We start from the raw sequence: 14,015 nt of genomic DNA, 5'->3' as shown, positions 1-14,015 counted from the left end.
ACCATGAAGCTGAGCATCGTCGCCATCGGCCGACCGGGCCGGGGGCCTGAAGCGACGCTCGCCGACGACTACGCCAAGCGCGCCACCCTGTCGGGACGCGCGCTTGGCCTCGGTCCCCTCGAACTGATCGATCTGGAAGCCCGCAGACCCGGCAAGGCGCCGGAGGCCGAGTTGATCCTCGCGGCCGCCGAAGGATCGCACCTGATCGCCTGCGACGAGCGCGGCAAGACCTATTCCTCGCGCGCCTTCGCCGACCACATCGCCAAACTGAGGGATCAGGGCGAGCGCCGTCTGGTCTTCGCCATCGGCGGAGCGGACGGGCTGGACGCCAGCGTGCGCGAGGCCGCGTCCTCGACCCTGGCCTTCGGTCCCCAGACCTGGCCCCATGCCCTGGCGCGCGCCATGCTGTCCGAACAGTTGTATCGGGCCGTGACCATCCTGGCCGGATCGCCCTATCATCGCGACTGACATGCGTCGCGCCATACCCTTATCGCTGGCCCTGCTGACGGGTTTTGTCTGCGCCGCCCCGGCGATGAGCCGCCCAAGCTTTGGTGGGCAGGCGCCCGAGAGCGAACTGTCGCGCATTCAGGCCGAATACCGCGACGAGACGGTGCGCGCCCGTCGTCTGCGCGCCGACGCCGACGCCGCCAAGACCGAACTGGCTCAGTTGGAGCGCCGCCTGGCCTCGCTGCGGGCCGACGAACAGACCGGCGACCGTCAGATCGACGATCAGCGCGCCCGCCTCCAGCAACTGACCGAGCGCGAGGCCGAACTGGTTACGGACTTGGCGCGGGAGCGCGGCGCCCAGGGCCGTCTGCTCAGCGCGCTGCAGATGATGAGCCGCCGGCCGCCGCCGCCCTTGCTAGTGCCCGCCGACAAGGCCATCGACACGGTGCGCGCCTCCATCCTGCTCAAAGCCATGACGCCGGATTTGGAAAGCCGCGCCAAGGTGCTGGCCGCCCGTCAGGCCGAGATCATGCGCATCCGCCGCCTCGCCGTCCTGTCCTCGGAGCGACTGCTGACGACCGAGAGCGAGCAAGGCGACCGGCGCGGCGAGATCGAGGGGCTGACGGCGCGCAAGACCGCCCTGACCGCCGTCCTGAACGCTGAGGCCCGCGCCGCCGAACGCGCAGCCGCCGTGCTGGAGCGCCGCATTCGCGAACTGGGCGGCGCGGTCCCGACCACCCAGGCCGAAGAGACGCCGACCGCTCGCCTTCCGGCCGGACGCGGCCGCCTCAGTTCGCCCGTCGCCGGCGCGCCCAGCCAGACCTGGGGCGCCGGAACCTCCGGCTGGCGCTGGCGGGCCGACCGCGCAGCCGTCACCGCCCCCGCCGACGCCAAGGTGGCCTACGCCGGGCCGCTGACGGGGTGGGGCAATGTGGTGGTGCTGGACCTCGGTCCCGGCTGGCGCGCCGTCATCGCCGGCCTGGAAAGCGTCGATGTCGGCCCGGACGCCCGGGTCTCGGACGGCCAGACCCTTGGGCGCAGCGGCCCGGACGGCGATGTCTATTTCGAACTGCGCCGCGACGAACGGCCGATCGATCCGGGACCGTGGTTGCGGTGAACCCGCAATAGTCCTTTGCATTCTCGTCTGACGCTGATTTTATCGGCGGGACGCCGCGTCGCCACGATTTGGTCGTGAGGACGGGGCCTTAACCTTCCCACGGGCGCGCACAGTGATCGGCCCGACCGAAAGAGACCGAATGCGTAAACTGCTCCTCGTCGGCTGCGCCGCTCTGGTGCTCGGCGGATCCGCCGCTGCTGTCAGCAGCCAGACCCCGCGAAACGAAACCTTCCGCATGCTGGAGCTGTTCGGCGACGTGGTGGGCATCGTCGAGCAGGCCTACGTCGTCCCGGTCGACAACAAGAAGCTGATCGAGGCCGCGCTGGCCGGTATGATGACGGCGCTGGACCCGCACTCCAACTATCTGCCGCCCTCCAACTACGACGACCTGCGCGAGCGCACCGAAGGCCAGTATTCGGGCGTCGGCCTGACCATCAGCGCCGACGGCGGCATGGTGAAGGTCATCTCGCCGATGGACGACAGCCCCGCCGCCAGGGCCGGGGTCCAGGCGGGGGACGTGATCTCTTCGATCGAGGGCCAGAACGCGGCGGGCCTGACGGTCAGCCAGGTGTCCGAAAAGCTGCGCGGCGCCGTGGGCACCAGCGTCAAGGTGACCTTCCTGCGCGACGGTTCAGACCCGCTGGAAGTGACCCTGACCCGCGAGGTCATCAAGGTTCAGTCGGTCACCGGCCGGGTCGAGGGCGACTTCGGTTACTTGCGCGTCTCGACCTTCAACGAGAACACCGGCCGCGAGCTGAACGAGGCCATCGCCAAGATCAAGGCTGAGAAGCCGGGCGTGAAGGGCTATGTCCTGGACCTGCGCAACAACGGTGGCGGCCTGCTGAACGCCGCCATCGACGTCTCCGACGCCTTCCTGGAACGCGGCGAGATCGTCAGCCAGCGCGGCCGCAAGCCCGAGCAGATTCAGCGTTATTCCGCCAAGCCCGGCGACGTCACCGGCGGCCTGCCGCTGGTCGTCCTGGTCAACTACGGCTCGGCCTCGGCGTCGGAAATCGTCGCCGGTGCCCTGAAGGATCACCAGCGCGCGACCATCGTGGGCCTGACCAGCTTCGGCAAGGGTTCGGTCCAGACCGTGATCCCGCTGCGTCAGGGCCAGGACGGCGCCTTGTCGATCACGACCGCGCGCTACTACACCCCCTCGGGCGCCTCGATCCAGAAGATTGGCATCGAGCCGGACCTGGAAGTCGCGCGTTCGGAGGCCGAGGCCCGCATCGTCTCGCGCTCCAGCTTCATCTATTCCGAAGCCGCCTACGCCACGGCCCTGGACGCCTCCATCGGCGCCGAGCGCAAGGGTCCGCACACCCCACGCGAAGCTCCGGGCGACAAGTTCGACAAGGAAAAGGACTATCAGCTTCAGCGCGCGCTGGACGTCCTGCGCGCCGGCGGCGACCTGTCGAAACTGCCGGCCGCGCCCGAAGGCATCGTTGTCACCGAACCGGGCTCGACGCCCAAGCCCGACGCCGAACCGGCGGCGGACGAACCGAAGGAAGAATAGGTCAGGGAAGGGCGGCGCGAGCCGCCCTTTTTCTTGCGGCTACGACAGGCGGTCGCGGAAGGCCGAATAGTCGAACGCGCGCACCGTCCTCAGCGCATCCGTCTCGCTGTTCCACAGCACGATGGACGGCAGCGGTACGCCGTTGAAGGTGTTGGTCTTCACCATCGAATAGTGGGCCTGGTCCAGAAACGCGATCCGTGTTCCCGGCGTCGGCCGTTCGGCGAAGACGTAGTCGCCGATGATGTCGCCGGCCAGGCACGACGGTCCGCCCAGCCGCACCGTCACCCCATGTTCGGGCTCTTTCAGCAGCGCGGGGCGATAGGGCGCCTCGATCACATCGGGCATATGGCAGGTCGCCGAGATGTCGGTGATGCCGATGGGCATGCCGTTGTCGAACACGTCCAGCACCTCGCCGATCAGGATGCCGGCGTCCAGCGCCACGGCCTCGCCCGGCTCCAGATAGACCCGAACCCCGTGCCGGGCCTGCAGATCGCGCACGAAGGCGATCAGTTCGTCAGTCTGATAGTCGGCGCGGGTGATGTGGTGCCCCCCGCCCAGGTTCAGCCATTTGATCCCGCCCAGCAGCGGCGCCAGCTTCGGCTCCACCGCCGCCCAGATGCGCGACAGCGGCTGGAAATCCTGCTCGCACAGCGCATGGATGTGCAGACCATCCACGCCGATCAGATGGTCGGCCGTCAGTTGCGACACCGGAAAGCCCAGGCGCGAGCAGGGCTGGGCCGGGTCGTATTTGGCGACCTCGCCTTCGGAATGTTCGGGGTTCAGCCGCAGGCCGATCTCGAACGCCTGCCCTTCAGCCCGGGCCTTGGCGATCAGATCGGCGAAGCGGGCGATCTGGGCCGGGTTGTTGAAGATGACGTGGTCCGACAGACGCAGGATCTCAGGCAGGTCCTGCGCCGTATAGGCCGGCGAATAGGTGGTCAGCTCGCCCGTGTAGAACTCGCGGGCCAGCCGCGCCTCCCACAGGCCCGAGGCGCAGACCCCGTCGAGGTAGTCGCCGACCACATCGGCCAGCGACCACATCGAAAACGCCTTCAGCGCCAGAAGCACGCGCGCCTCCGCCCCGTCGCGCACGCCTTTCAGCACGGACAGATTGCGACGGATGGCCGCCTCGTCCACCACGAAGGCGGGCGAGGCGACGCGGTTCAGGTCGAAATGCGCAAAGGCGCCCGGATCGCCGGCCTGGGTCTGCATTCAGTCGGTCCGATCAGAAGTCCAGAGGGGCGTCCAGGTCCTGAACCTTCCACGGCAGGCCGTGCTTGTTCAGCATGTCCATGAAGGGATCGGGGTCCAGCTGCTCCATGTTGAACACGCCGTCGCCCTTCCACTGGCCCGTCACCATCAGGGCCGCGCCGATCATGGCCGGCACGCCGGTGGTGTAGCTGACGGCCTGGTTGCCGGTCTCGGCATACGCCTCTTCGTGGTCGCAGATGTTGTTGACGTAGACTGTCTTCTTGACCCCGTCCTTCAGGCCGGTGGCGATGACGCCGATGTTGGTCTTGCCCTTTGTGATCGGACCCAGCGAGGCCGGCTCGGGCAGCAGGGCCTTCAGGAACTCGATCGGAATGATCTCGCGGCCCTGGAATTGCATCGGCTCAATCGAGGTCATGCCGATGTTTTCCAGCACTTCGAGGTGCTTCAGATAGCTGTCGCCGAACGTCATCCAGAAGCGGATGCGCTTGATCTCGGGGTAGAACTTCGCCAGCGATTCCAGCTCCTCATGGTACATGAGGTACATGTTCTTCGGCCCCACGCCTTCGAAGTCGAAGGTCTGTTTGTGGCTCAGCGCCGGGCCTTCGACCCACTGGCCGTTCTCCCAGTGACGCGAGTTCGCCGTCACTTCGCGCAGGTTGATCTCGGGGTTGAAGTTGGTCGCAAAGGGCAGGCCGGTATCGCCGCCGTTGCAGTCCAGGATGTCCAGCGTCTCGATGGAATCCAGCAGGTGCTTCTTGATGTAGGTGGTGAAGACCGAGGTCACGCCGGGGTCGAAGCCCGAACCCAGCAGCGCCATCAGGCCGGCGTCCTTGAAGCGGTCCTGATAGGCCCACTGCCACTTGTATTCGAACTTGGCCTCGTCGCGCGGCTCGTAGTTGGCGGTATCCAGATAGTCGACGCCGGCGGCCAGGCAGGCGTCCATGATCGACAGGTCCTGATAGGGCAGGGCCAGGTTCACGACCAGTTCGGGCTGCACCTTCTGGATCAACGCCGTGGTCGCCGCCACGTCGTCGGCGTCGATGGCGGCCGTGTCGATGTCGACGCCGAAGCGCGACTTCACGGACTGGGCGATCGCATCGCACTTGGACTTGGTCCGGCTCGCCAGGGTGATATGCGAGAAGATGTCCGCGTTCATCGCCATCTTGTGGACGGCCACCGAACTGACGCCGCCTGCGCCGATAACCAGCACCTTGCTCATCTGTGCTTCTCCCGAAGTCTGAAACCCTGGCGACAACGCCGCCCCTATAAAGGGCGCGGCTCTTAGCACGATGATGACAATCCGCTAAATCCCTGCGCCGATATTGGCTGTTATAGCGTGACCGGATCGCTCCGGTTGCCTTTGTACGGTTTTTCCGCCATAAGCCGCCGCTTCCGACGCAAGTGAACCTGCGTCTCCACCGGGACGACCCTCATTTCGATGAGACGAGCCCGGCGAGAACCCTCCGCCGACGTGATCGTCGCCGGGGGCCGTTGTCGTATGGAGCCGTTTCACCCGTCGCCATGAGGTAGTGAATGTTCGAGGCTCTGAACGAGCGGCTGACAGGCGTCTTCGACCGGATCACCGGGCGCGGCGCCCTGTCCGAAAAGGATGTCGCCGAGGCGATGCGCGAAGTGCGCGTGGCCCTGCTCGAGGCCGACGTCGCCCTGCCGGTCGTCAAGGAATTCATCGCCTTCGCTACCGAGCGCGCGACGGGCGAAGAGGTCATCCGTTCGGTCAAGCCGGCCGATCAGGTGGTCAAGATCGTCTATGACGGCCTGATCGAGATGCTGGGCGGCGAAGAGCCGGTCCCGCTGAACACCAATGCCAACCCGCCCGCCGTTGTGCTGATGGCCGGCCTTCAGGGCTCGGGCAAGACCACGACCTCGGCCAAGCTGGCGCTGCGCCTGACCAAATTCGATCGCAAGAAGGTCATGATGGCCTCGCTGGACACGCGTCGTCCGGCCGCGATGGAACAGCTGGCGACCCTGGGCAAGCAGATCGAGGTCGCCACCCTGCCGATCGTGGCGGGCGAAAGCGCCGTCCAGATCACGCGCCGGGCGCTGCAATCGGCGAAACTCCAGGGCTTCGACGTCCTGATCCTCGACACCGCCGGCCGCATCACCCTGGACGAAGGGCTGATGAACGAGGTCGCCGAGGTCGCCGACATCGCCAAGCCCGTCGAGACCCTGCTGGTCGCCGACAGTCTGACCGGCCAGGACGCCGTTCGCACCGCCAAGGCTTTCCACGAGCGCCTGCCCCTGACCGGCCTGGTTCTGACCCGCGCCGACGGCGACGGTCGCGGCGGTGCCATGCTGTCGATGCGCGCCGTCACCGGCCTGCCGATCAAATATCTGGGCGCCGGCGAAAAGGTCGATGCGCTGGACGTGTTCGACGCCCGTCGCGTCGCCGGCCGCATCCTGGGTCAGGGCGATATCGTCGCCCTGGTCGAAAAGGCCAGCCAGGATCTGGACCAGGCCAAGGCCGAGAAGATGGCCCGCAAACTGGCCAAGGGCCAGTTTGATCTGGATGACCTGGCCGGTCATCTTCAGCAGATGAAGCGGATGGGCGGGCTTCAGGGCATCATGGGCATGCTGCCCGGCGTGGCCAAGATGAAGGGTCAGATGGCCGAGAGCGGCATCGACGACCGCATGATCCTGCGTCAAGAAGCCATTATCTCCTCGATGACCAAGGCCGAGCGCAAGAAACCCGACCTGCTGAACGCCTCGCGCAAGAAGCGCATCGCCGCCGGCGCCGGGGTCGATGTGCAGGACGTGAACCGGGTTCTGAAACAGCACCGCCAGATGGCCGATGTGGTCAAGTCGATGGCGCGCGGCGGACCCAAGAAGATGCAGCAGATGGCCGCCATGCTGGGCGGCCTTGGCGGCGGCATGCCCGGGATGGGCGGTGCCGGCCCCGATATGGCCCGCCTCAAGGCATTGGGCGGCGGCAAGATGGCCGAACCCTCCGCCGACGATCTGAAAGCCATCCAGGACCGGCTCGCCGGACTGGGCGGCGGACAACTTCCGGGAGGCCTTCCGGGCTTACCGGGCTTCCCTCCCAAGAAATAACGACTTCCTAGAAAGAGACCTGAAATGCTGAAGATTCGTCTGGCCCGCGGCGGCGCCAAGAAGCGCCCCTACTACCACATCGTCATCGCCGACTCGCACTCGCCGCGCGACGGCAAGTTCATCGAGAAGGTCGGCAGCTACAACCCGATGCTGCCCAAGGACGGCGCCACCCCGCGCGTCGCCCTGAAGGTCGAGCGCATCGCCGAATGGCTCGGCAAGGGCGCCCAGCCGACCGACCGCGTCGCCCGCTTCCTGTCGCAGGACGAGACCCTGGGCCAGAAGGTCAAGTGGACCCAGTCGAACAACCCGAACAAGGGCGCTCCGGGCAAGAAGGCGCAAGAGCGCGCCGCCGAGCGCGCCCAGCGCGAAGCCGACCGCCTGGAAGCCGAAGCCGCCGCCAAGGTCGAGGCTGCTGAAGCCGCCGCCCGCGCCAAGGAAGAGGCCGCCGCCGCCGCCGAAGCCGCCAAGAACGCTCCCGCTGCTGAAGAAGCGCCCGCCGAAGAGGCCCCGGCTGCTGAAGCGACCGAGGAAAAGGCCGAAGGCTAAGCCTTTCGGTTTGACGATGATCAGGGCGGCGTCTTTCGACGCCGCCTTTTTCATGGGTTAAGAACGCGCATGACCACGGACAGCAGATTGATCCTCGTCGGCCAGGTCGGCGGCGGCTTCGGCGTGCGGGGCGAGGTGCGGGTGACCGCCTTCACCGCCGATCCCCTGGCCCTGACCGCCTATGGCCCTCTATTGCGCGCCGATGGCACCGTGGCCCTGACCCTGACCTCGACGCGGCCCGACAAGAACGGCGTCGTCGGCCGGGCTAAGGAGATTACCACAAAGGAACAGGCCGACGCCCTGCGCGGCCTGAAGCTGCACGTCCCCCGCGACCGGTTCCCCGAGCCGGACGAGGACGAATTCTACCTCGCCGATCTACTGGGCGTTCAGGTCCGCGACACGGCGGGCGCCGTCATGGGCACGGTGAAATCGGTCCAGAATTTCGGCGCAGACGACATGCTGGAGATTGCGCCCGCCGCCGGCGGCCCGACCTGGTATCTGCCCTTCACGAAGGAAGCGACGCCGGAACTGCATCTGGCCGACGGCTGGCTCATGGCCGTTCCGCCGACCGAGGTGGGCGAGCGCGAGCCGGACTGAAGTTTCGTCACCGCTCCCGTCGGTGTTGCGGATCGCCCGGACGGCGCCGACATAGGCCTATCGCAATAGCCGAGGCCGCACCCATGACCGACCTGTCCGCCTTTCCGATCACGCAACGCTGGCCGGCCCAGCATCCCGATCGCATCCAGCTGTATTCCCTGCCGACGCCCAATGGGGTGAAGGTTTCGATCATGCTGGAAGAGGTCGGCCTGGCCTATGAGCCGCACCTGATCGACATCACCAAGAACGAGACCTGGGGGCCGGAGTTTCTGTCGCTGAACCCCAACGGCAAGATCCCCGCCATCCTCGATCCGAACGGCCCGAAAGGAAAGCCGCTGGCCCTGTTCGAATCCGGCGCCATCCTGATCTATCTGGCGGAGAAGACCGGCAAACTGCTCTCGGCCGATCCGGCGACCCGCTATGAGACGATCCAGTGGGTGATGTTCCAGATGGGCGCGATCGGCCCTATGTTCGGCCAACTGGGCTTCTTCCACCGCTTCGCCGGCAAGGACTACGAGGACAAGCGCCCGCGCGACCGCTACGTCGCCGAAAGCCGCCGCCTGCTCGGCGTGCTGGAAACGCGGCTTGAGGGCCGGGACTGGCTTGTCGGCGACTATTCCATCGCCGATGTCGCCACCCTGGGCTGGGTCCGCAACCTGATCGGCTTCTACGAAGCAGGCGAGATCGTCGGCTTCGCCGACTTCCCGCGCGTCGCCGCCTGGCTTGAGCGCGGCCTGGCCCGCCCCGCCGTGCAGCGCGGCCTCAACATTCCGGCGCGTGACTGATCTGAACCTCGCCCCGTCGGTCGCGTTGTCTGCTCACAACCAACAGGAGCGCGACCGATGGGCATCTTCTCTTCGATCTGGAACAAGATCACGGGCCACAAGCCGAAGGCGGCCCCCGTTCCAACGCCGGCCTCGACGGCCGGAATCCCTGCTCCTAACGCTGCGCCGGCTCCGACCGCCGCACCGGCCTTGCCGCCCGTCGATGTCGAGGCGGTGCTCAGCGATCTGGCGGCGTCCAAGGGCGGCGGCGGCAACTGGCGCACCTCGATCGTCGATCTTCTGAAGCTGTTGGACTTGGATTCCAGTTTGGCCGCCCGCAAGGAACTGGCCGAGGAACTGAACGTCCACGCCGGCGAGCACGGCTCGGCCGAACAGAACATCGCCCTGTCCAAGGCCGTCTGGCAGAAGCTGGCCGAAAACGGCGGTCAGGTCCCGGCCTCGCTGCGGGATTAATCGCCTCTCGCTGGATCAGGCCGGCGGTCTGATCCAGCGCATCGCGGCCAACGCCGCAAACCCCACGACCAGACCCCAGAAGGCCGATCCGACGCCGAACAGGGTCAGGCCCGAAGCCGTCGCCGCAAACGTCAGCACGGCCGCCTCGCGCGATCCGACCTCCGTCATCATGGTCTGCATCGCGCCGATCAATGGCGCGATCAGCGCCAGACCCGTCACCGCCGTCAGCACAGCGGGCGGCATGGCGATGAACAGTCCGGCCAGCGGCGCGGCGAACAGGGCCACGACCAGATAAAGACCGCCATAGATCACGCCCACGATCCAACGCCTGGTGGGATCGGAATGGGCGTCCGGCCCAGTGCAGATCGCCGCCGTGATCGCCGCCAGATTGACCCCATGCCCGCCGAACGGTGCGATCAGCAGGCTGGCGACGCCGGTGGACAGGATCAGTCGATTGGCGGGCGGCGGATAGCCGGCGCTCTGCAGCACCACCAGCCCAGGCAGGTTCTGGGCCGCCAGCGTTACCAGAAACAACGGAAAGCCAACGCTGACCGCCGCCTTCCAGTCGAAGACTGGCGCGACCGGCTCCAGATGGCCGAACAGTCCGGTCCCGGCCGGCAGGGCCAACTGCCCCCGCATCGCCAGGACCGCAAAGGCCGCCGCCAGCACGGCGGGCAAGGCCCAGGTCGGCCACAGCCGTCGAAAGACCAGGAACACCGCGATCAGCCCGACGACCAAGGCCGTCTCGTCTGGCGCCACCTTGAACAGTCTCAGCACGAAGGGCAGCAGCACCCCCGCCAGCATGGCCGAGGCGATGGCCGCCGGGATCCGCCCCGCTAGCCGCCCCAGCACCGGGATCAGGCCGGTCAGGATCATCAGCAAGGCGGCGAAGACGAAGGCGCCGATGGCCGTCGGCCAGGACAGGCCCAGAGTCGAGGCCGCCAGCAGGGCCGCCCCCGGCGTGGACCAAGCCAGCACGACGGGGATCTTCAGCCGCCAGCTCAGCACCGCGCCGGGCAAGCCGATGCCCAGGCACAGGGCCGTCACCATCGACCCGATCTGGCCTGCGTCCGCCCCCAGGGCCTGGCCGGCCTGGACCACCAGGGCGACCGTCCCGCCGAACCCGATCACCGTCGCCACCGCGGCGGACGAAAAGGCCGAGGCGGGCAGTGCGCGCATGGAAAAGGCCGGAGCAGTCATGCCCCGGCCTTAAACCGTCGCTTCAGGTGGCGGAAGGCTGGGATCAGCCCTCCTAGATCAGCCTTCGATGTCTTCCGGCAGGCCCACGGCGTGGAAGCCCGCATCGACGTGGACGACTTCGCCCGTGGTCGAACGGCCCAGGTCCGAACACAGCCACAGGGCCGCGCCCGCGACGCCTTCCATCGAGGTCTCTTCCTTGATCAGCGAGAACTGCGCCGACTTGGAGTGCAGGCCGCGCCCGCCCGAGATGCCGGCCAGCGACAGGGTGCGCATGGCCCCGGCCGAGATGGCGTTGACGCGGATGTTCTTGGGACCCAGGTCGCGCGCGATATAGCGGGTCGCGGCTTCCAGCGCGGCCTTGGCGACGCCCATGGTGTTGTAGTTCGGAATGACCCGCTCGGACCCCAGATAGGTCAGGGTGATCAAGCTGCCGCCGTTCGGCATCAGCTTGGCCGCGCGACGCGACACGTCCACGAAGCTGAAGGCCGAGATGTTCATGGCCAGAAGGAAGCTGTCGCGCGTGGTGTTGTCCACGAAGCTGCCCTTCAACTCATCCTTGTTGGCAAAGGCCACCGAATGGACGACGAAGTCGATCGTGCCGAAGGTCCTTTCCAGCTCGGCGAAGGCCGCATCCATCGAGGCGTCGTCGGTGACGTCGGCCGGGATCAGCAGCTTGGCGCCAACGCTCTCGGCCAGCGGACGCACGCGACGCTCCAGGCTCTCGCCCAGATAGGTGAAGGCCAGCTCGGCGCCCTGGGCGGCCAGCTGCGAGGCGATGCCCCAGGCGATGGAGCTGGAGTTGGCCACGCCCATGATCAGGCCCTTCTTGCCCTTCATGAGGTCGCCGGTCGGCATGTCCCAGCCTTCGGAAGTCGCCATGGTTCGTCTCCTGATGATTTGCGCGGAGGGTTAGCAGGGGCGGGCGTAAACCGGAACCCCCGCTGCCTTCCCCAGCGTCACAGCAGGCCCGCGATCGCCTCGCGCGCGGCGTCGCCCAGGTCGGGGCGTTTTAGGGCCAGGGCGACGTTGGCGCGCAGCAGGCCGATCTTGTCGCCGCAGTCGTGCGTGACGCCTTCATATTCCACGGCGGTGAAGCTCTGGTCCGCCATCAGTCGCGCCATGGCGTCGGTCAGCTGGATCTCGCCGCCCGCGCCCTTTTCCTGCGTCGCCAACAGGTCGAAGATTTCCGGCTGCAGGATGTAACGGCCCGAGATCGACAGGTTGGACGGCGCAGTTCCGGCGGCGGGCTTTTCGACCATGCCCTTCATGACGATGCGCGCACCGTCGCGGCTGACCGGATCGACGATGCCGTATTTGTGGGTCTGATCTTCGGGGACGGATTCCACGCCGATGATGTTGCCGCCGGTTTCGGCATAGACCTCGGCCAACTGTTTCAGGGCGCCGGGCTGCGAATCCACGATGACGTCGGGCAGGATGACGGCGAACGGCTCGTGCCCGATGATGTCGCGCGCGCACCAGACGGCGTGGCCCAGGCCCTTGGGCTGCATCTGGCGGGTGAAGCTCATCTCGCCGGCCGAGGCCAGTTCGGCGTTCATCATCTCCAGGATGTCGGTCTTGCCCTTGGCCTGAAGCTGGGCTTCCAGCTCGATCTGGTGATCGAAATAGTCCTCGATGGCGCCCTTGGAGCGGCCGGTGACGAAGACGATGTGCTCGATCCCGGCCTCGCGCGCCTCTTCGACGATGTAGGACAGGATCGGCCGGTCGACGACGTTCAGCAGTTCCTTGGGGGTCGTCTTGGTGCCGGGCAGGACCCGGGTGCCGAGGCCCGCGACGGGCAGTACGGCCTTGCGCAGGCGCGCGGGCGTGGTGGTCATCAAATCATCCTGACAGCTATCCCGCCCCTTCTACGGCCTCGTGCGCTTCAGTTGAAGCGCTTCGCGCTTCAACGGGGCGAACCGGTGAAAAAAGGGGCGGAACGGCGGTCAGGTTCCGCCTTATTTGGCGGGGCGGGCCATCGGGGTCATGGCGGCGATGGTCGCGCGCTGGGCCAGCAGCTGGTCCTCCGGCAGCGGGATCAGGCCGCGGTCGGCCAGATAGCCGCCCTTGCCGGCGGCGCCTTCCGACAGGAACTCCTGCACGAACTGCTGCAGGCCCGGAATGACGCCGATATGGGCCTTCTTCACATAGATGTACAGGCTGCGCGACAGCGGATAGGCGCCGCTGGCGATGGTGTCGGCGGTGGGGGCGACGCCGTCGATGGTCTCGGCCTTCACCGTATCCAGGTTCTGCTCCAGGAACGAATAGCCGAACACGCCCAGCGAACCCGGCGTGCGGGTCAGGGTCTGGACGATGGCGTTGTCGTTCTCGCCGGAATCGATCCAGGCGCCGTCCTCGCGCAGGGTGTGGGCGATGGCTTCGAACCGGTCCTTGTCGCCTTCGATCGCCTTGACGGCCGGCACCAGCTTGGCGCCCGGCGTCATGCCCAGCTCCAGGAAGGCGTCGCGCGTGCCCGAGGTGGGCGGCGGGCCATAGACCTGGATGCGCTGGTTCGGCAGGCCGGCGTTGACCTGGTTCCAGGTCTTGGCCGGATTGGCGACGAACTGACCGTCGGCGCCCGGCACTTCCTTGGCCAGGCCTTCGTACAGGTCGTTCAGTTCGAAGTTGAAGCCGTTGCCGTTACGGGCCGTGGCGATGACGATGCCGTCGAAGCCGATCTTGATCTCGACGATGTCGGTGACGCCGTTCTTGGCGCACAGATCGAACTCGGACTGCTTCATCTGACGCGAGGCGTTGGCGATGTCCGGGGTGGTCGGGCCGACGCCCTGGCAGAAGGCCTGGATGCCGCCGCCGGTGCCCAGCGATTCGACGCGCGGCGCCGCGCCGCCCGAACCGCGCGCGAAGGTCTCGGCGACCCGCGTGGCGAAGGGGAAGACTGTCGACGAACCGGCCGCCCAGATGCCGGAGCGCGCGCCGGAGGCGGAGCCGCCCCCGCCGTTGTCGCCACAGGCCGCCAGGGCCAGAAGGGCGGCGGCCGAAGCCGCCAGTTTCAGTGTGCGGATCATCCAAGGCTCTCCCTGAGCATCGATTTCGCGATGCTTAGAGCAGAGGATTA

The 14,015-nt window shown here is 67.1% G+C and carries 14 protein-coding genes; 8 read left to right on the top strand and 6 right to left on the bottom strand.

What is annotated here, in order from left to right; translation table 11 throughout:
- Positions 1-3: 3 nt before the first annotated feature.
- The 3 genes from rlmH to E7T10_RS00500 all read left to right on the top strand — a co-directional run bounded on the left by rlmH (position 4) and on the right by E7T10_RS00500 (position 3,080).
- Positions 4-468, top strand: a complete 465-nt coding sequence (gene rlmH, locus E7T10_RS00510) for a 23S rRNA (pseudouridine(1915)-N(3))-methyltransferase RlmH (protein WP_137720287.1) — start codon at positions 4-6, stop codon at positions 466-468.
- 1 nt (position 469) lies between these two features.
- Positions 470-1,564 (top strand): murein hydrolase activator EnvC, encoded by a 1,095-nt coding sequence (locus tag E7T10_RS00505; RefSeq protein WP_137720286.1) that lies wholly within the window; start codon positions 470-472, stop codon positions 1,562-1,564.
- A 139-nt stretch (positions 1,565-1,703) separates the two neighbouring features.
- Positions 1,704-3,080 (top strand): S41 family peptidase, encoded by a 1,377-nt coding sequence (locus E7T10_RS00500; protein WP_137720285.1) that lies wholly within the window; start codon positions 1,704-1,706, stop codon positions 3,078-3,080.
- Between the two features lie 39 nt (positions 3,081-3,119).
- Here E7T10_RS00500 and E7T10_RS00495 read toward each other — a convergent pair whose 3' ends face one another.
- Both E7T10_RS00495 and E7T10_RS00490 read right to left on the bottom strand, forming a co-directional pair.
- On the bottom strand, positions 3,120-4,292 hold the full coding sequence (locus E7T10_RS00495) for a carboxynorspermidine decarboxylase (RefSeq protein WP_137720284.1): 1,173 nt from the start codon (positions 4,290-4,292) through the stop codon (positions 3,120-3,122).
- Positions 4,293-4,305: 13 nt separating this feature from the next.
- Entirely contained in the window at positions 4,306-5,511 is a 1,206-nt protein-coding gene (locus tag E7T10_RS00490) for a saccharopine dehydrogenase family protein (protein WP_137720283.1), read from the bottom strand.
- A gap of 314 nt (positions 5,512-5,825) precedes the next feature.
- Between E7T10_RS00490 and ffh the strand changes: the two genes are divergently transcribed.
- From ffh to E7T10_RS00465, 5 genes are all read left to right on the top strand, one after another.
- Positions 5,826-7,361: a signal recognition particle protein gene (gene ffh, locus E7T10_RS00485; protein ID WP_137720282.1), complete on the top strand. Its 1,536-nt coding sequence runs from the start codon at positions 5,826-5,828 to the stop codon at positions 7,359-7,361.
- 24 nt (positions 7,362-7,385) lie between these two features.
- Positions 7,386-7,907, top strand: coding sequence for a 30S ribosomal protein S16 (gene rpsP, locus E7T10_RS00480; protein ID WP_017506628.1), 522 nt, complete (start codon positions 7,386-7,388; stop codon positions 7,905-7,907).
- Between the two features lie 69 nt (positions 7,908-7,976).
- A complete protein-coding gene (gene rimM / locus E7T10_RS00475) occupies positions 7,977-8,504 on the top strand; it encodes a ribosome maturation factor RimM (protein ID WP_137720281.1) in 528 nt (175 codons plus the stop codon).
- Between the two features lie 83 nt (positions 8,505-8,587).
- The gene (locus E7T10_RS00470) at positions 8,588-9,289 is read left to right on the top strand and encodes a glutathione S-transferase N-terminal domain-containing protein (protein ID WP_137720280.1); all 702 of its coding nucleotides are present in this window, start codon (positions 8,588-8,590) and stop codon (positions 9,287-9,289) included.
- 57 nt (positions 9,290-9,346) lie between these two features.
- Positions 9,347-9,742: a DUF3597 domain-containing protein gene (locus E7T10_RS00465; protein WP_137720279.1), complete on the top strand. Its 396-nt coding sequence runs from the start codon at positions 9,347-9,349 to the stop codon at positions 9,740-9,742.
- A gap of 15 nt (positions 9,743-9,757) precedes the next feature.
- Here E7T10_RS00465 and E7T10_RS00460 read toward each other — a convergent pair whose 3' ends face one another.
- The 4 genes from E7T10_RS00460 to E7T10_RS00445 form a co-directional block, all read right to left on the bottom strand.
- Positions 9,758-10,921 (bottom strand): benzoate/H(+) symporter BenE family transporter, encoded by a 1,164-nt coding sequence (locus E7T10_RS00460; protein WP_137720278.1) that lies wholly within the window; start codon positions 10,919-10,921, stop codon positions 9,758-9,760.
- Between the two features lie 78 nt (positions 10,922-10,999).
- On the bottom strand, positions 11,000-11,797 hold the full coding sequence (locus E7T10_RS00455) for an enoyl-ACP reductase (RefSeq protein WP_168189969.1): 798 nt from the start codon (positions 11,795-11,797) through the stop codon (positions 11,000-11,002).
- A gap of 101 nt (positions 11,798-11,898) precedes the next feature.
- On the bottom strand, positions 11,899-12,777 hold the full coding sequence (gene galU / locus E7T10_RS00450; protein WP_137720276.1) for a UTP--glucose-1-phosphate uridylyltransferase GalU: 879 nt from the start codon (positions 12,775-12,777) through the stop codon (positions 11,899-11,901).
- Between the two features lie 120 nt (positions 12,778-12,897).
- Entirely contained in the window at positions 12,898-13,965 is a 1,068-nt protein-coding gene (locus E7T10_RS00445; RefSeq protein WP_137720275.1) for a substrate-binding domain-containing protein, read from the bottom strand.
- Positions 13,966-14,015: the final 50 nt, after the last annotated feature.

The sequence above is a fragment of the Brevundimonas sp. SGAir0440 genome, assembly GCF_005484585.1.
In the GTDB taxonomy this organism is placed as follows: domain Bacteria; phylum Pseudomonadota; class Alphaproteobacteria; order Caulobacterales; family Caulobacteraceae; genus Brevundimonas.
This window is presented reverse-complemented; position numbering and strand designations above follow the sequence as displayed.